Source organism: Microbacterium sp. LWH12-1.2, from assembly GCF_040675825.1.
Classification (GTDB): Bacteria; Actinomycetota; Actinomycetes; order Actinomycetales; family Microbacteriaceae; genus Microbacterium.
In genome coordinates, this window is the sequence record NZ_JBEGIJ010000001.1 from 2,467,115 (window position 1) to 2,484,422 (window position 17,308).

The following is a 17,308-nucleotide window of genomic DNA, read 5'->3' on the forward strand; positions in this document are numbered from 1 at the left end:
ACGACAGGGATCAGCCGCAGTTCTTCGCGGCGTAACCCGCCGTCACCGTCGACTCTCCGACGGAGACGACGACCTCGTCGGCGGCGATCGAGGCCTTGCGCGTCGCGGCCACGGCAGAACCCTTCTCCCCTGCGCCCACCGCTTCGACGATCCTGCGACCGAATGGCGTCTCGACGACGGCGTCCACCGGTTCGGCGCCCGCATTGTGCACACTGGAGACGAGCTGCACCTTGCCGGCGATGCAGCGCGTGGAGACCGCCGGAACGAAGTCCGAGGACCGCGCCCCGACCGCCAGGACCGGGATCTTCAGGAACGACCCCGGTGTCGCGAACGTCATCCGGACGGCCGACGCGACGACCGCGTCGAACGAGATCGACGTCGGTGCGCCATTGGCGCTCGGCACGACGTTCTGCGCGCTCGTCGCATGCCAGCTGCCCTCAGCATCGCGGTACTCGACCCCCACTGCGGTGATCGTGCCCTCGATGTTCGTGAAGCCGACGCTGTCGACGATGCGGGCCGCCGCCGGCTCGACGGTGAACGTCGCCGAGTCCTTCATGGTGCCGCCGGTCCAGGTCGACCAGGAGGTCGCGGCGCTGCCGTCACAGGCGTTCCGGGCGGGCATCGTCTCCCACTCGGTCTGCGAGAAGCTCGCCGACACGGTCGTTCCCTCAGCCGAGCAGATGTCCTCGACGCCGTCGGCGCCCCAGATCTGCACCTCCGAGATGGACTGCCAGGTGTTGGTCGCCGTCTTCAGCTGCAGGCGGACGCCGTTCGTCCGCGGCAACGCCGAGACGTCGAGCGCTGCGACGGGTGCGGTTGCCGCAGCATCCTGCGCCAATTCGACACTCACGTCAGCCGAGACCCAGGCGCCCGACGCGTCGAGGTACTCGGCCGCGATCGTCGACGGCCAGGTCGCGCCGGCGCCGTCCTTGTACGTGTGCACGACGACCTCGTCGACGTCCTGCGCCAACGGCCACGAGAACGAGAGCCAGCCGGACTTCGGGTAGACGCCGCCGCCGACCCAGTCATCCCAGCCCTTGCCCTTGACGTTGCCGTCCACGACCGTGGGCGCGAGCGTCGGACGGCTGGATGCGGACACCGCCGACTCCGGCGCGAGATTCACGACCCCTGGGGTGGCGACCTCGATCGTCCGGAAGAAGGCGCGCCCGGCCGTGAACTGCGCGTCGGCCGGGAGCGTTCCGATGATCATCTGCGTGCCGCGTTCGGTGAACGAGCTCGCGCTCCACTCCACGTCGACGTCGGCGGTCACGCCGCCGACGTCGACGGAGACGGTCGCCGGGAGGGCATCCGAGAAGTCCTCGCCGGGTTCGACGGTCTCGGGAAGTCCGTCTTCGACGACGCGCCAGATCTCGGTGCCCGTGCCCTTGTCATCCCAGTACGACGCGTCCCAGCCCGCAGCCCACCTGGTCGGGTCCTCGGTGGCGGGGTTGCGCATCTCGGCACGACCGTTCTCGCCGATCGTGATCGGCAGCCACACGTATGTGGAGTCGGCAGCGCCGGAGTTCCAGCGATCACCCATGTAGACGAAGCGGCCGCCGCCGAGGTCGAGCACGTTGGTCGACTGCGATCCGAACGACGTGCGCCGGGTGTCGCCGACGGACAGCAGCCCGTCGCCCCCTTCGGGAATCGCGTTGTAGGCCACATTCTCGTAGACGTCGCCGGTCTCGACGCCGCGGATCCAGGTGCCGAGGATGCTGTCGGCCGTGTGGTAAGTCTGCGGATTCGGCGCCCACCCGGTCGCGCCGGATGTCACGGCGTAGTACTTGCCGCCGTGCTGGAAGAGCGCGGGCGCCTCGAGCATCCCGCATTCCTTCACGATCTGGAAGTCCTCGCCGCGCACGGGAGCGTCAGGGGTGCCGTCTGCGAACAGATACGGGTAGCGGCCGTCGTCGGAGTACTGTCCGGCGTTCGCCATGTCGACGTCGGTCGTGTGCGTGACGTTCGTGTACGAGGCGTCGAGTTCGGCGACGTAGAGCGAGCGGTTCTCCTCGGACGAGTAGACGATGTACGCGGTGCCGTCGTCGTCTTGGAAGACCGTCATGTCGCGCGCCTGACCCGGGACTGCGGCCGAGATGCAGGCCTTGTAGTCGGTGCGGTTCGGCATCCGATAGACACCCGTCAGGCGGAAGGGACCCGTCGGGCTGTCGGAAACCGCCACTCCCGCCATCGAACGGGCGTACATGCTGCCGCCGGCCGAGGTCTGCCCGTCGGAGTGCCACCACAGCACCCATTTGCCCGTCGCCTCGTTGAAGAGCACCTTGGGCCGCTCGAAGATCGTGGTGAGCTCGGCGGCGTCGTTGGTGTTCAGGTGGTAGTTCAGCGTGGAGATGCGATCAGCCCGCGGCTGTCCGGCGTCGTCGACGGTGTCGTAGAGCGTGTCGAAGTACTCGGACTCGAGCTCGGCGGCGTCGGACACCGAGCGCAGCACGACGCCCTCGTCGGTCCAGTTGAGCGTGTCGTAGGACTTGTAGGCGTGCACGCCGGGGCTGCCGTAGTAGCCGTTGCTGCGGTCCTCGCCGTACCAGTAGTAGACGGTGCGGCCGTCCTCTTCACCGGTGACCACATCGCCTCCTTCGACACCGAGTTCCTGGGCGGAGACGACCGCGCCGCCGTGCGCCTGGATGTGGGCGCCGTTGTCGTCGAACCAGTACGGCTGGAAGTAGCTCGGCGATGCACTCCCCGGATCGTGGATGCCGGGATAGGAGGTATACGTCGTCGGGTCGCCGGTGGGAACGGCGGCCTGCGCCGAACCCACAGCCGAAACCGTCAGTACCGCAGCGGTGCAGACCGCCATGGCGACAGCCTTCGTTCTCTTCATAACCACTCCCTTGTGATCGAAGCGTCGTCGCTCCGTGTGTTGACGTTAACAGTTGACGTCAACACACATCCAAGCAGTACGGGCACTCAGCGGGCAAGCCCTTTCCCGAATGCGGCTTCCTCAGGCGTTAGTCGCGGTGCCGCAGCAGCGCGGCGCCGTGCGGCTGGAGGGTCAGTCGCAGAGCGGCACTGCCGGGAGCAACACCGCGCGCCGCGTCGCTCTGCACGGAGACCGGCTCGAGCACGACCGCGTGACCACTCCAGAGCTCGGTGACCGTTCCCGATGCCGGGAACCCGATGTTCACGGCATCCAGCACGGACTCGAACGGCTCGTCGCCCAGGTTGAACGCTGCCGCGTACCGCTCGCCGGCCGGTCCGTCGGCGGCCCAGAGCACGAGTCGCCCTTCGCGGAACACCTCGCGGTTCCGCGAGGACTGCCTGATCACCGCGAGCGCCTCGGCGTTCTGGAACAGTGCGATCGTGGCGGGATCCGTGGACGGCAGATCGCCGCCGATCATCAGCGGCGAGCGCGCGATGATCCACAGCGTCATCAGCGAGACGCGCTCGTGCGGTGTCAGCCGGTCGTCGCGCGGCTCACCGCGTTCGGCACGGATGCCGATGCGTCCGAGCGGGAGCATGTCACCGTCCGGCCAGCCGTGCTCGCCGGCGAACGGCGCCCATCGGGCGAAACGGGCGAAGTTCGCCGCGACGTCATCCCACGAGTCCCACAGGTCGTCGCAGATGCGCCACATGTCCGCATGCGCACGCAGGTGATCGAGTCGCTCGAGCGACAGGTCGCGCCCGGGCGAGAGGCTGAGCACGATGTCGCGGCCGGACCGGCGGATGGCCTCCGCATATGCCTCGATGTCGGCCGCCTGGTACGGCCAGAGCATGTCGTCGGACTTGATGAAGTCGACACCCCACCCGGCATACAGTGCGAGGGTCGAGTCGTAGTAGGCCTGGGCCGCAGGGTGCGTGTGATCGATACCCACCATGTCGGGGTTCCACTCGCAGACGTTGGTCACGTCGGCGACATCGGCGGCCTGCGCATCCGTTCCGAGGATCGGCAGATTCTGCGCGACCGCCCGGCGCGGGATGCCCCGCATCGTATGGATGCCGAAGCGGAGTCCCAGCGCGTGGATGCGGGCTGCAAGCGGGCCGAAGCCCGCCCCGCCCGCTGAACTCGGGAATCGCACGGGGTCGGGGATCAGCCGTCCCCACTCGTCGATCTCCAGCGGCGCATCCGCGTTGTAGCCGTGCGAGCGCGCGGCGGGATCGGACCAGTCGATGTCGACCACGACCGTGTCCCAGCCGTGAGCCAGCAGATGCGCGGCCATGAACTCGGCGTTCGCGAGCACCTCGGCCTCGGTCACCGTGGTGCCGTAGCAGTCCCAGCTGTTCCACCCCATCGGCGGGGTCGCCGTGCTCATAGCGCCCGGATGGTCCAGGAAGCGGAGTGCGTCTCTCCGGGCTCCAGCACGACCAGGTCGACGGCGGAGTTGAACGCATCGGGCGGGCAGGTCATCGGCTCGACGGCGAGGCCGATCCGGTGGATGGCGTCCTGCCCCGGGTTGTCGGCCGTGTGCACCTGCACCCACGGGCAGCGGTCATCCCAGGTCATCGCGACGCCGGTGCCGTCGGTTGCCGCCAGGCGGACCTCGGCGACGCCGTCGAAACGCGACAGCCCCGTGAACGCGTGGTCGATGAACACATCGCCGATCGCGCGGGGTGCCCGGAAGTCCCACTCCGGATGCTCCGCCACCGATTCCACGGAGACCGGACTCAGACGGTCGGGGGTCACCGTCAGCACCTCGGATGCCGGCAGCGTGAACGTCCAGTCATCCACCCGGCCGGGGCCGGCGACGAGATAGGGATGCGGTCCGGTGCCCCAGGGCGCGGCATCCGCCCCGAGGTTGCGCGCGGTGACCGTCTGCGTGAGGCCGCCGGAGTCGAGGCGGTACTCGGTCTCGACCTCGACACGGAACGGGTATCCGCTCTGCGGTTCGATGACCGCGGCGAGCACGACGCGGTCGTCCTCGACGACGCGGTCGGAGAACTCCGCCCACGACAGCAGCCCGTGCAGGGCCTGCCCCCGAGCCGGTTCGGTCAGCGGCAGCTGGTGCTCGACGCCGCCGAACGTGTAGCGGCCGTTGACGATGCGGTTCGGCCACGGCGCAAGCGTCGTGCCTCGATACCCTGGGCGCACCTCGTCTGCCTCGAACGGCACGACGAGGTCGCGGCCGTCGAGCGTGAGCGTGCGCAGCGAGGCACCGACACTCGCGATCACGGCCTCGTACCCGTGAGCCGCGATGCGCAGCTGACGCCCCGACCGCGACACCATCAGAAGCCCTGCGCCAGACGGTAGTAAGCCTGGTTCCAGCGCACCTGCTTCTGGAACTCCGGCAGGGTCGTCGCGTCATCGATCACGAGCAGCTCGACTTCGGCCATCTCGGCGAAGTCGCGGAACGCCTCGATGCCGACCGCGGTCGACATGACCGTGTGGTGGGCGGCGCCGGCCGTCAGCCAGGCCGCAGCGCTGGTGTTGAAGTCGGGTGCGGGCTTCCATACCGCGCGACCGACCGGCAGCTTCGGCAGCGACGCGCGCGGCGGCACGTTCTCGACGATGTTCGCGGTGAGGCGGAACCGATCGCGCATATCGCTGAGGGCGACGACGACGGCAGGGCCGGGGTCGGCCGTGAAGACCAGGCGCACCGGGTCATCCTTGCCGCCGATGCCGAGCGGGTGGATCTCGAGCGTCGGCTTCGCCGTCGTGAGCGACGGAGAGACCTCGAGCATGTGCGCGCCGAGGATGAGCTCATCCCCCGGCGTCATGTCGTAGGTGTAGTCCTCCATGAGGCTCGCACCGCCGGGCAGGCCCGCTCCCATCACGTTCGCGATGCGCACGAGCACGGCCGTCTTCCAGTCGCCCTCCGCTCCGAAGCCATAGCCCTCCGCCATCAGGCGCTGCACGGCCAGTCCCGGCAGTTGCTTCAGGGCGCCGAGGTCTTCGAACGATGTGGTGAAGGCGCCGAAACCGCCCTCCTCGAGGAACGAGCGCAGCCCGAGCTCGATCGCCGCGCCGTCGCGCAGCGACTGGTGACGATCGCCGCCCTTGCGCAGCTCAGGGACGACCTCATACAGCTCGTCGTACTCGGCAACGAGGGCGTCGATGTCGGATTCGGATGCCGCCGCGACGGCATCGGCCAGATCGTTGACGCCCCACGTGTTCACCTGGACACCGAAGCGCAGCTCGGCTTCGGTCTTATCGCCCTCGGTGACGGCGACGAAACGCATGTTGTCGCCGAAACGGGCGAGCTTCAAGGAGCGGGAGGCCGCGAGACCGGCTGCGGCGCGCTGCCAGGTGGCGAGTTCCTGTCGCACACGCGGGTCGCTGGCGTGACCGACGATCGTCTTGCGCGGCACGCCGAGACGCGTCTGGATGTACCCGAACTCGCGGTCGCCGTGCGCCGCCTGATTCAGGTTCATGAAGTCGAAGTCGATGTCAGCCCATGGGAGCTCGACGTTGGCCTGCGTGTGCAGGTGCGTGAGCGGCTTCTGCAGCGCGTCCAGGCCGGCGATCCACATCTTCGCCGGGCTGAAGGTGTGCATCCAGGCCACGAGACCGATCACCGAATCGTCGGCGTTCGCCTCGAGGGCGATCCGCTTGATGGCGGCGGAATCCGTCAGCACCGGCTTCCAGACGATCTTCACCGGGACCTCGCCGGCCGCGTCGAGGATGCCGGCGATCTCCTGCGACTGCGCGGCGACCTGGGCGAGCGTCTCCGGGCCGTACAGGTGCTGGCTTCCGGTGAGGAACCAGACCTCGTAGCCGTCGAGGGAGGTGGTGAGCGGAGTACGGGTCATGAATGGTCCTTCAGTGTTCTGGGTGGAGATCAGAGCGATGCGACTGCGGCGGCCTCGATGGCGAGGCCTCCACGGTAACGGTCGAGATATGAGGCGAATCCGGCGACGTCGGACGGGTCGGGATCGACGACGGCGAGAGGTGCGCCGGCGAAGACCTGCTGGTCGAGGTAGGTCCCGAGGCCAGCGGACTCCGCGTGGGCGAGGTACGACGCCAGCACGGCGATGCCCCACGCTCCGCCCTCGGCGGCGAGTTCACCCACAGCGACGGGAGCATCGAGTGCTCCCGCCAGGAACCGCTGCGCGACGCCGGCGGTGCGGAACATGCCTCCGTGCGCGAACATCCGGTCGAGCCCCACGCCCTCGGCCGCGAGCACCTGCATGCCCAGAGCAAGTGTGCCGAAGACGCCGTAGAGCTGCGCCCGCATGAAGTTCGCCAGTGTGAAAGCGCTGTCGGGGGTGCGCACGAACAGCGGACGCCCCTCGCTGAGGCCGGCGATGGGTTCGCCCGCCAGGTGGTTGTAGGCGAGCAGCCCGCCGGCATCCGCCTCGCCCTGAAGCGCCTCACGGAACAGCGCCTCGAACACGGCGTCGTCGGTGAGCGGCTGACCGGCCGCTGCGGAGAAACGGGTGAAGAGACCGGCCCAGGCGGCGAGCTCACTCGCGCCGTTGTTGCAGTGCACCATCGCGACCGGGTCGCCGGCCGGCGTCGTCACGAGGTCGAGCTCGTGGTGGACATTCGCGAGCGGATGCTCCAGCACGACCATCGCGAAGATGCTGGTGCCGGCGGAGACGTTGCCCGTGCGAGGAGCGACGGAGTTGGTCGCGACCATGCCGGTGCCGGCATCGCCCTCGGGCGGGCAGAGCGGGATGCCGGGCTTCAGGGCGCCGGTCGGATCGAGGAGTCTCGCACCATCGGGTGTGAGCGTTCCGGCCGCGGCACCGGCGGGGAGCACGGCCGGGAGCAGACGCGCGGCCGGGGCGGGCAGGCGATCGCCGACGAGGGCGTCGTATGCGGTGAGCATCCGCTCGTCATAGTCGCCCGTCGCGGAATCGATCGGGAACATGCCGGACGCGTCGCCCACGCCGAGTACGCGCTCGCCGGTGAGCTTCCAATGCACGTAACCAGCGAGGGTGGTGACGAAGTCGAGCTGCGGCACGTGCGCCTCGCCGTCGACCACGGCCTGATGCAGGTGCGCGATCGACCAGCGCAGGGGGATGTTGACGCCCAGCAGCTCGGTGAGCTCGGTGGCCGCGACCCCGGTGTTCGTGTTGCGCCAGGTGCGGAACGGCACCAGCTGCTCACCCGCATCGTCGAAGGCGAGGTAGCCGTGCATCATCGCCGAGATGCCGATGGCGCCGAAGGAGTCGGGGCGGACGCCGAAGCGGTCGTGCGCGTCGGCGACGAGGTCGGCGAGCGCCGCCTGCAACCCCTGCCACACCTCGTCGAGTGCGTAGGTCCAGAGGCCGTCCTCGAGCCTGTTCTCCCATGCGAAGGAACCCGTGGCGAGCACCTCGGTGGCGTCGGCGCCGATCAGGCATGCCTTGATGCGGGTCGAGCCGAGTTCGATGCCGAGGCTGGTGCGACCGGTGAGGAGGTCGTCGCGGCCGCTCATCGGCGGGTGTCCGAGTTCTGGCCGTACACGTTCTGGTACCGGTTGTAGAGGCTGTCGATCGCCTCCTGCGGGATCGGGATGAGGGGACCGGCCTCGCGCGCGTGGTGCACGGTGCGGGCGACGTCTTCGACCATGACGGCCGCCTTCACCGCATCCTTCGCGTTCACGCCGATCGTGAACGGTCCGTGGTTCTGCATGAGCACCGCGCGGCTGCGGTGCCCATGCAGGGTCTGTACGATCCCGCGGCCGATCGAATCGTCGCCGATGATCGCGAAGGGGCCGACCGGAATGGGGCCGCCGAACTCGTCGGCCATGGCCGTGATCACGCACGGGATCTCCTCGCCGCGCGCTGCCCAGGCGACCGCATAGGTCGAGTGCGTGTGCACGACGCCGCCGACCTCCGGCATGTTCCGATACACGTAGGCGTGCGCCGCGGTGTCGCTGGACGGTGAACGGTCGCTGCCAGGCGTGCCGGGGATGACGTTGCCGTCGAGGTCGCAGAGGATCATGTTCGCCGGCGTCAGGTCGTCGTAGGAGACGCCGGACGGCTTGATCACGAACAGGTCGGCGCCGGGAACGCGGCCGGAGACGTTGCCGCCCGTCCAGACGACGAGGCCGTAGCGGACCAGTTCGCTGTGCAGACGTGCGACATCGGCCCGCACGGCCTGGATCGATGCGTCGATCTCGGTGGAGAAGACGGGGGCTTCGTTGCTCACGGGTACCTCTGGTTCGTCGGCGATCACTGTGACCGGTCACAGTAGTGTGTCACGGAGCCCGGCGACCGTCAAGACGACGGACGCGGTTCAGGCGCGCGGCGGAGCCACCGAGTCGCGCACGATCAGCTCGGGGGCGACGGGGGCGAGGTCGGATGCCGGAGCATCTGCCCCTCCGACGACGGCGGCGACCGCACGACGCGCGAGCTCGTCGAAGTCCTGGCGGACGGTGGTGAGCCGGGGCCAGTAGTACGCGGCATCCGGCACGTCATCGAACCCCACCACACTGAGATCGCGCGGCACGGCGAGACCGATCTCCTGAAGGCCGCCGAGCAGCCCCAGCGCCATCTGGTCGTTCGCGGCGAAGACCGCGGTGACGCCGGAATCCCGCAGCGCCGGTACGGCGGCATAGCCGGATCCCGCAGACCAGTCCCCCGCGATGACCGGTCCGATCGGCAGCCCCCGCGCGGCCAGCTCGGCGGCATAGCCGTCAGCGCGCGACTCCGCCTCGAGCCAGTCCGCTGGACCGGCGAGATGCGCGATGCGGGTATGTCCGGCATCCGCCAGCGCGGCGACCGCGAGTCGCGCTCCGGCCGCCTGGTCGACGGAGAGACCGCGTGCACCGCGCCCCGCCGAGTGCAGGGTGACCACCGGCACGCCGGTGCGCAGCGCGTCGAGCACCTCGAGGGTCCGAGCGTGCGGGGCGACCACGACGATGCCCTCGACTCCCTGGGCGATCAGATGGTCGACGGCGGCGACCACCGCCCCGGCATCCCCGGCGTCGGCGAACGCGGCGCTCACCCAGTACCCGGCCCCGCGAGCGGAAGCCTCGATGGCGGCGATGCTGCGCGACGGCCCGTACTGCAGCGCATCCGATGCCAGCACGCCGAGCGTGCGCGAGCGTCGGGTGCCCAATGCTCTGGCGGCGTTGTTCATCCGGTAGCCGAGCTCGGCCATGGCGGCGAGCACGCGCTCCTTGGTGTCGGCAGCGACCTCGGGATGGTCGTTCAGTACCCGCGAGACCGTCTGCCGGGAGACGCCGGCGAGCGCCGCGACATCGCGTACGCCGACGGTGCGGCCGGGGGTGCTGCGGGACTCACTCACGCCGTTGAGTGTATGACCCCGCGCCCCGGCCGCGCGCCTTCGTGCCACTCTGGTGACATGCGCATCGCTCTCACTGGCTCATCCGGCAAGCTCGGTCGCGTCGTCGCACGCGAACTGCGATCGAACGGCTACGAGGTCATCGGCATGGACCTCTCCGGCCCGCGAGGAGCCGGCTTCGTGCAGGTCGATCTGACGGATTACGGCCAGGTCATCGACGCTTTCACCGCCGTCGGCGATCGTCACGACGGCATCGACGCCGTCGTGCATCTCGGCGCGATCCCCGCCCCGGGCATCCGCAGCGATGTCGCGACGTTCCACAACAACATGCCGACGACGTTCAACGTGTTCTGGGCAGCGGTGCGCCTCGGCATCCGTCGGATCGTGTACGCCTCGAGCGAGACCGTGCTCGGGCTGCCGTTCGACGTGCCGCCCCCGTACATCCCCGTCGACGAGGAGTATCCGGCCCGCCCCGAGTCGGTGTACTCGCTCGTGAAGACACTCGAGGAGCAGCTCGCATCGGAGCTGGTCCGCTGGCACCCCGATCTCTCGATCACGGCCCTGCGATTCTCGAACGTGATGGACCAGGAGGACTATGCGGAGTTCCCCGACTTCGACGCCGATGCCCTGCGCCGCAAGTGGAACCTCTGGGGCTACATCGACGGGCGTGACGGCGCGCAGGCCGTGCAGTGCGCGCTCGAGGTGGCTGCACCCGGCTTCGACCGGTTCATCATCGCCGCAGCGGACACTGTGATGTCGCGGCCGAACGCCGAGCTGATCGCCGAAGTGTTCCCCGGCGTGCCGGTGACCCGCGAGGTCGGACCGCACGAGACGCTGCTCTCGATCGAGAAGGCGAGGAGCGTGCTCGGTTTCGAGCCGCGGCATTCCTGGCGCGACCAGGCCTGACCTGCCCTACCGTCTGGCGATCGTGGATCCCCGGATCACCAGCCGCACCGGCAAGTGGTGCGTCCCTTCGCCGGTATCGACGCCGTCGATCGCATCGAAGACCCGCAGGGCCGCCTGCCGGCCGAGCTGCTGGAGATTCGCGTCGATGCTCGTGAGCTCCGGCCTGGCGTTGGTCGCGAGGACCTCCCAGTTGTCGTAGCCGATCACCGCGAGGTCATCCGGCACGACGCGTCCGAGGTCGCGCGCCGAATCGAGCACGCCGCGCGCGATCTGGTCAGAGCCGCAGAAGACCGCATCGATGTCGGGGTGTCGCTGCAGCAGCAGCGCTGCGGCATCCCTCCCCCAGTGCTCGGTCCACTCCGACAGCATCGGTTCGCCGACCAGCTCGAGGCCTGCCGCGGCGAGCGCCGCCCTGGCACCGGCGAGGCGGTCCTGCGCCGCAGCGTATGAGGGCTCGCCGGAGATGTGGGCGATGCGCCGGCGACCGCACGCGAGGAGATGCTCGATCGCCAGGCGCCCTCCCGCGTAGTTGTCCGGCGTCAGCGAGAGGTCGCGTGGGTCATCGGACGGCGCATAGGCGTACACGACCGGTACCGGGATCTCCTGCCCGAGTGAGGGGCGGGGATCGGTCTGCCGGCCGACGACGATGATGCCGTCGACCCGACGACTCAGCAGTTCTCTCAGATGATGCTGCTCGCGGATCGCGTCGCCCCGCGCGTCGCACAGGAACACGTTGATGCGGCCGGCACCGAAGGCATCCTCGGCCCCCATCAGGATCGGGATCATGAAGCGGCCCTCGAGGTCGCTCGTGAGCAGACCGACGGTGCCGGTGCGCCCGGCGAGGAGACCCCGCGCCATGGCGTTCGGGGTGAAGGCGAGCTCCTCTGCGATCGCCCGAACCTTGGCCCGCGTCGCCGCTGAGACATCACCCCGGTCGTTCAGCGCCTTCGATGCGGTCGAGATCGAGACGCCGGCGCGCGCGGCGACGTCGCTGAGCGTCACCGCCCGTGCTCCCGATGTGTCGCTCATCCCACTCCCTGTTTCCGAAAGGTTATCGGACTGAGGGTTGACGCCCCCGCCGAAACCACGCTATACCTTTCGAAAGGGTTTTCGTAGATTTCGAAGAACCGATCTTGAAACCGCGCTGCACTGTCGAAGCGCCCCACCCGCACCGCTCGAGGACGAGCCCAGAGGAGACCTCATGCACACCACACGAAATCGCGCCATGCTCCGCGCATCGGCCGCCGCTCTCACCGCCGGGCTGCTGGCCGGAGGCCTCACCGCCTGCGCACCCGCATCCGACGACGCCGGCTCCGACGCACCCATCACTGCCGAGGGCACCGACGACGGCACGACCCTGACGCTGTGGACCCGCGCGCCCATCGAGCGTCAGGCCAAGCTGCTCGTCGACGCGTACAACGCCAGCCACGAGAACCAGGTCGAGCTCACGGTCGTCCCCAACGACGACTACGTCGCCAAGGTCGGCGCCGCCGCCGGATCAGACGGACTCCCCGATCTGTTCGCCGCTGACATCGTCTACGTGCCCAACTGGGCTCAGCAGGGTCTCTTCCGGGACCTGTCCGAGCAGATCGACGGCCTCGACTTCAAGGACGAGATCAACCAGGGCCACCTCGCAGCCGGCACGGTCGACGGTGCCGAGTACGTGCTGCCGTTCGCCCTCGACCTCTCGATGCTTTTCTGGAACAAGGCGCTGTTCGCCGAAGCGGGCCTCGACCCCGAGAAGGCGCCGGCGACGCTCGAGGAGTTCGCAGATGCGGCGAAAGCCGTGCAGGCGCTCAACAAGCCAGACACCTACGGCACGGCGACCGGCCTCAACTGCGGCGGATGCCTGGTCTTCACGTGGTTCCCGTCGATCTGGGCATCCGGTGACCAGGTCATGACCGACGACGGCGCCGAGTCACTGCTCGATGGCGACTCGGCCCAGGCCGTGTACGACACCTGGGCCGATCTGGAGGAGGCCGGAGCCGTACTCCCCAGCTCGACCGATGAGGCCGGCCCGACCTGGACCGCGGCCTTCAGTGATGGCAAGGTCGGCGTGATGCCGTTCCCCGCGACGCTCCTGCCGTCTCTCGAGTTCGACGCCGGCGTGGCCGGCATCCCGGGAGTCAACGGCGGCGTCTCCACCTTCGTGGGCGGCGACGGCATCGGCATCTCGAAGGACTCGAAGAAGGCCGCTCAGGCCTGGAACTTCCTCAACTGGATGATGTCGGAGGAGGCGCAGGTGGAAGTGCTCGCCAAGGACGGCAACGCGGTGTCCCGCAGCGACTTCGCCGACAACGAGTACGCCGCCGAAGACCCGCGCCTGGTCACGATCAACGAGGTGGCGGCACAGGGCGACACCCCGGTGGCGCTCAACTTCCAACAGGCGTTCAACGCTCCGGGCAGCCCGTGGCTCGCTCTCGTCCGCAACGCGGTCCTGAACGGCGAGGACTCCGTGCCGGCCGACAACGAGGAGATCACCACGATCCTCTCGCAGTGACCCGACCGCACATTCGAGGTGGGGCGGCGCCCGGCGCCGCCCCACCTCACCGAAACCCCAGGAAGGGAACGAGATGACCTCCACCGCAACGGCACCGCGCCGACGGGCGCGTACCGGGTTCGGCGGCCCCGTGCAGGGCTGGCTGTATGCCGCCCCGACCGCGATCTTCGTCGCACTCCTCTTCGTCGTACCCCTCGTGCTCGTGCTGCAGATGTCGGCATCCGACTGGCCGCTGCTCAGCGGAAACCGCGGCCTCAACCTTCCCGAGAACTACGTCGACGCGGTCAGCCACCGTCTCTTCTGGGACTCGATCCGATTCACGCTGCTCTACACGGTCATCACCACGGTCATCCTGATCGGACTCGGTCTGGGCCTGGCGCTCCTCGTTCAGGAGTCCACACGGTGGAAGGGCGTCCTCCGGACCGCCTTCCTCATCCCGAGCGCCCTCGGCCTGGCATCCGCCTCGCTGCTGTTCTACGTGCTGTACTCCCCCATCGCCGGACCGTTCGCCGACCTCATGAAGGCGTGGGGCGTGACATTCCTCGGCACCCCCGAAGGGGCGCTCTGGTCGACGATCTTCCTGATCGTCTGGCGCTACGCCGGCTTCTATATGCTGCTCATGCTCGTGGGGCTGCAGGGCATCCCCGACGACGTCTACGAGGCCGCGCGCATCGACGGGGCGAGTCGCTGGCAGACGTTCCGCGACATCACCGTGCCGCTGCTGAAGCCGACCTTCGCCCTGACCACCGTGATGTGCGTGACCGGATCGCTGCTCGCGTTCGAGCAGTTCTACATCCTCACCAAGGGCGGTCCCGACAACAGCACGATGACGGTCGTGCAACTCATCTACAACGTGGCCTTCCAGGGGCAGAACAGCCTCGGCATCGCGGGGGCCCTCTCGGTGATCGTGCTGCTCGCCCTGATCGTCATCAACGTCTTCCAGCTGCGCGCGTTCCGCCGCACGGATGAGAGCTGAGAACCATGTCACAGACCCTCACGCGCACGATCGTCGCGCCGAACCACGTTCCGTCGGCTCCCCGCTACCGCTCCACGGCGAAGCGCCTCGTCTACGGCATCCCGTACTGGGTGTTCACCACCGCGCTCGCCGTGATCTTCCTCTATCCGCTGATCTGGACCGGCGTCTCGAGCGTGAGCCCGCTGGCCGGCACCAGCCAGACCGACGGCTGGGGGTTCGGCAACTACGCCGCCCTCGGCGAGTACCAGGCGGGGATCTGGGTGTATCTCGGCAATTCGCTGTTCGTCTCGCTGCTCACCGTCGCGCTCACCCTCTTCATCTCGCTGCTCGGCGGATACGCGTTCGCCCGTTTCTCCTTCCCCGGCAAGAACGCCCTGTTCCTGCTGACGCTGGCGATCCTCATGGTCCCCTACGCCACCCTGCTCATCCCGCTGTACGTGATTCTGAACGCGGTCGGACTGCAGAACTCGTTGGTCGGCGTGGCGCTCGTGATCACTATGTTCCAGCTCCCGTTCTCGATGTTCATGATGCGCATCTCGTTCGAATCGATCCCGAAGGAGATGGACGAGGCGGCGATGGTCGACGGATGCTCCAGCTGGGGTGCCCTGTGGCGGGTGCTGCTCCCCGCCGTGAAGCCGGGACTCGTGACGGTCGGCCTTTTCGCCTTCCTCACCGCCTGGAACGACTTCATGGCACCGCTGATCCTCATCAACGACTCCAACCGGATGACGCTGCCCCTGGCCGTCGCGAACCTCCGCGGCCAGGTGCAGGGCGTCGTCGACTACGGCGCCACCGAAGCGGGAGTGGTCGTCCTGGCCCTCCCCTGCATCCTTCTCTTCCTGATCCTCCAACGCCACTACGTGCGCGGCTTCATGTCCGGCGCCTTCAAAGGATGACGATGTTCGACACCACTGCACCGGCAGCTCCCGTGGTCCCCGCCCGCGGGCGACTGCGCCCCCTCGGCCTCTCGGAGGCGACCATCACCGGCGGCTTCTGGGGCGATCGGCAGCGGGTGAACGGCGAAGCCACGCTCGCACACATCCACGCGCGCCTCGAATCCGAGGGATGGCTGCCGAACTTCGATCTCGCGGCCGCCGGAACCCTTCCCTCCGGGCGCCGCGGACGCGAGTTTGCCGACTCGGAGGTCTACAAGTACCTCGAGGCGCTGGCATGGGAGATCGGGCGGACGGATGCCGCGGCCGACGCAGCGCTCGAGGAGCGCTTCCGCTCGGTGGTGGCGCGGATCGCGGCCGCCCAGGAAGCCGACGGCTATCTGAACACGATGTTCGGGCGCCCCGGACAGCGCGAGCGCTGGTCGGATCTGGAGTGGGGGCACGAGCTGTACTGCCTCGGCCACCTGTTCCAGGCCGCGGTCGCCCGCATCCGCACCCGTCCCGATGCCGAGGACGGGCTGGCCGGCATCGCGCAGCGCGCAGCGGACTTGGTCTGCCGCGAGTTCGGCTCCGCCGGCCGTGATGCGATCTGCGGGCATGCCGAGGTCGAGGTGGGCCTGGCAGAACTCGGTCGCGCGCTCGGCGAGCAGCGACTCATCGACCAGGCCGCCCTCTTCGTGGAGCGGCACGGTCGCGGCACCCTGCGCGACATCGAGTGGAGCCGGAAGTATTTCCAGGATGATGTACCGGTGCGCGCGGCCGATGCGCTGCGCGGGCATGCCGTGCGCGCGAACTACCTCTCCGCCGGCGCGACCGACGTCGCCGTCGACGGTGGCGACGACGTCCTGCTGGATGCGCTGCGCAGCCAGTGGGATCGCACAGTTGAACGACGCACCTACGTGACCGGTGGGCAGGGCTCGCATCATCAGGACGAGGCATTCGGCGACGACTGGGAGCTCCCCGCAGATCGCGCGTATTCGGAGACCTGCGCCGGAATCGGCTCGATCATGTTCTCCTGGCGGCTGCTGCTCGCGACGGGTTCACCGCGATATGCCGACCTCATCGAACGGACGCTGTTCAATGTGGTGGCGACGTCGCCGGCACCCGACGGACGCTCCTTCTACTACGCGAACACCCTGCACCAGCGGGTCCCCGGCGTCCCTGCGGACCCTGAGGCCACCTCGCAGCGCGCCTCGTCCTCGCTGCGCGCGCCCTGGTTCGAGGTGTCGTGCTGCCCGCCCAACGTGGCACGCACCTTCGCGAGTCTCGACGCGTACATCGCGACCGCCGACGACGAGGGCGTGCAACTGCACCAGTACGCGTCTGCCCAAGTGCGCACGGCCCTGCCCGACGGCCGAGCCGTCGCCTTCGACGTCACGACGGCGTACCCGGCGGACGGGCTCATCCGGATCACGATCACGGAGGACGGGGAGTGGACCCTCACCCTGCGGGTTCCGGCCTGGGCATCCGATGCGAAGCTCCGCGTGCAGGGCGAGACCGAACAGGCGGCAGAGCCCGGCGTCATCGAGGTCCGGCGCGCCTTCCGGCGCGGCGATGTCATCGAACTCGTCCTGCCGATGCATCCGCGCACCACCGCGCCCGACCCTCGTGTCGACGCCGCCCGCGGCTGCATCGCCGTCGAACGCGGGCCGGAGGTGCTGGCCCTCGAGTCCGTGGACTTCGGCGCCGACGTGGTGGATGCGGTCGTCATCGGTCCGCCTGTCGAGAGGGACGGCCGGGTCGTCCTGCCGCTCCGCGATCGCTCGACGGATGCCGCAGCCGACGTCCCCCTCGTGGCGTATCACGACTGGGCCCAGCGCGGCCCGTCGACCATGCGGGTCTGGATCCCAACCCGCTGACCGACAGAGAAGGGGCCTCCCGCGCATGATGTGCAGGAGGCCCCT

At 68.9% G+C, this 17,308-nt stretch carries 13 protein-coding genes; 5 read left to right on the forward strand and 8 right to left on the reverse strand.

Features of this window, described 5'->3' with window-relative positions; all coding sequences use genetic code 11:
* Window positions 1–10: 10 nt before the first annotated feature.
* From MRBLWH12_RS11825 to MRBLWH12_RS11855, 7 genes are all read right to left on the reverse strand, one after another.
* A complete protein-coding gene (locus MRBLWH12_RS11825; RefSeq protein WP_363549075.1) occupies window positions 11–2,839 on the reverse strand; it encodes a family 43 glycosylhydrolase in 2,829 nt (942 codons plus the stop codon).
* A 127-nt stretch (window positions 2,840–2,966) separates the two neighbouring features.
* A complete protein-coding gene (locus MRBLWH12_RS11830) occupies window positions 2,967–4,268 on the reverse strand; it encodes a glycoside hydrolase family 27 protein (protein ID WP_363549077.1) in 1,302 nt (433 codons plus the stop codon).
* The gene (locus MRBLWH12_RS11835; RefSeq protein WP_363549079.1) at window positions 4,265–5,179 is read right to left on the reverse strand and encodes an aldose 1-epimerase family protein; all 915 of its coding nucleotides are present in this window, start codon (window positions 5,177–5,179) and stop codon (window positions 4,265–4,267) included. Before MRBLWH12_RS11835 ends, MRBLWH12_RS11830 begins: the two co-directional genes overlap by 4 nt.
* A complete protein-coding gene (araA, locus tag MRBLWH12_RS11840; RefSeq protein ID WP_363549081.1) occupies window positions 5,179–6,702 on the reverse strand; it encodes an L-arabinose isomerase in 1,524 nt (507 codons plus the stop codon). Before araA ends, MRBLWH12_RS11835 begins: the two co-directional genes overlap by 1 nt.
* A 29-nt stretch (window positions 6,703–6,731) precedes the next feature.
* Complete coding sequence (locus MRBLWH12_RS11845; RefSeq protein WP_363549084.1) at window positions 6,732–8,315, reverse strand: xylulokinase; 1,584 nt, start codon at window positions 8,313–8,315, stop codon at window positions 6,732–6,734.
* Entirely contained in the window at window positions 8,312–9,031 is a 720-nt protein-coding gene (locus tag MRBLWH12_RS11850; protein WP_341977425.1) for an L-ribulose-5-phosphate 4-epimerase, read from the reverse strand. The genes MRBLWH12_RS11845 and MRBLWH12_RS11850 overlap by 4 nt, the downstream gene beginning before the upstream one ends.
* An 87-nt stretch (window positions 9,032–9,118) precedes the next feature.
* On the reverse strand, window positions 9,119–10,132 hold the full coding sequence (locus MRBLWH12_RS11855; protein ID WP_363549086.1) for a LacI family DNA-binding transcriptional regulator: 1,014 nt from the start codon (window positions 10,130–10,132) through the stop codon (window positions 9,119–9,121).
* 57 nt (window positions 10,133–10,189) lie between these two features.
* Here MRBLWH12_RS11855 and MRBLWH12_RS11860 point away from each other — a divergent pair, with 57 nt between their 5' ends.
* Window positions 10,190–11,035: an NAD-dependent epimerase/dehydratase family protein gene (locus MRBLWH12_RS11860; protein ID WP_363549089.1), complete on the forward strand. Its 846-nt coding sequence runs from the start codon at window positions 10,190–10,192 to the stop codon at window positions 11,033–11,035.
* Between the two features lie 6 nt (window positions 11,036–11,041).
* Here the strand turns inward: MRBLWH12_RS11860 and MRBLWH12_RS11865 are convergent, their stop codons facing one another.
* Entirely contained in the window at window positions 11,042–12,064 is a 1,023-nt protein-coding gene (locus tag MRBLWH12_RS11865) for a LacI family DNA-binding transcriptional regulator (RefSeq protein ID WP_363549092.1), read from the reverse strand.
* A 172-nt stretch (window positions 12,065–12,236) separates the two neighbouring features.
* Between MRBLWH12_RS11865 and MRBLWH12_RS11870 the strand changes: the two genes are divergently transcribed.
* The 4 genes from MRBLWH12_RS11870 (at window position 12,237) to MRBLWH12_RS11885 (ending at window position 17,263) form a co-directional block, all read left to right on the forward strand.
* Window positions 12,237–13,535 (forward strand): ABC transporter substrate-binding protein, encoded by a 1,299-nt coding sequence (locus tag MRBLWH12_RS11870; protein ID WP_363549094.1) that lies wholly within the window; start codon window positions 12,237–12,239, stop codon window positions 13,533–13,535.
* Window positions 13,536–13,608: 73 nt separating this feature from the next.
* Window positions 13,609–14,511 carry a carbohydrate ABC transporter permease gene (locus MRBLWH12_RS11875; RefSeq protein WP_363549096.1) on the forward strand — a complete coding sequence of 301 codons (903 nt, stop codon included), beginning with the start codon at window positions 13,609–13,611 and terminating at the stop codon, window positions 14,509–14,511.
* A 5-nt stretch (window positions 14,512–14,516) separates the two neighbouring features.
* Window positions 14,517–15,407 carry a carbohydrate ABC transporter permease gene (locus MRBLWH12_RS11880; RefSeq protein WP_363549099.1) on the forward strand — a complete coding sequence of 297 codons (891 nt, stop codon included), beginning with the start codon at window positions 14,517–14,519 and terminating at the stop codon, window positions 15,405–15,407.
* Window positions 15,404–17,263, forward strand: a complete 1,860-nt coding sequence (locus tag MRBLWH12_RS11885; RefSeq protein WP_414684983.1) for a glycoside hydrolase family 127 protein — start codon at window positions 15,404–15,406, stop codon at window positions 17,261–17,263. Before MRBLWH12_RS11880 ends, MRBLWH12_RS11885 begins: the two co-directional genes overlap by 4 nt.
* Window positions 17,264–17,308 lie beyond the last annotated feature (45 nt).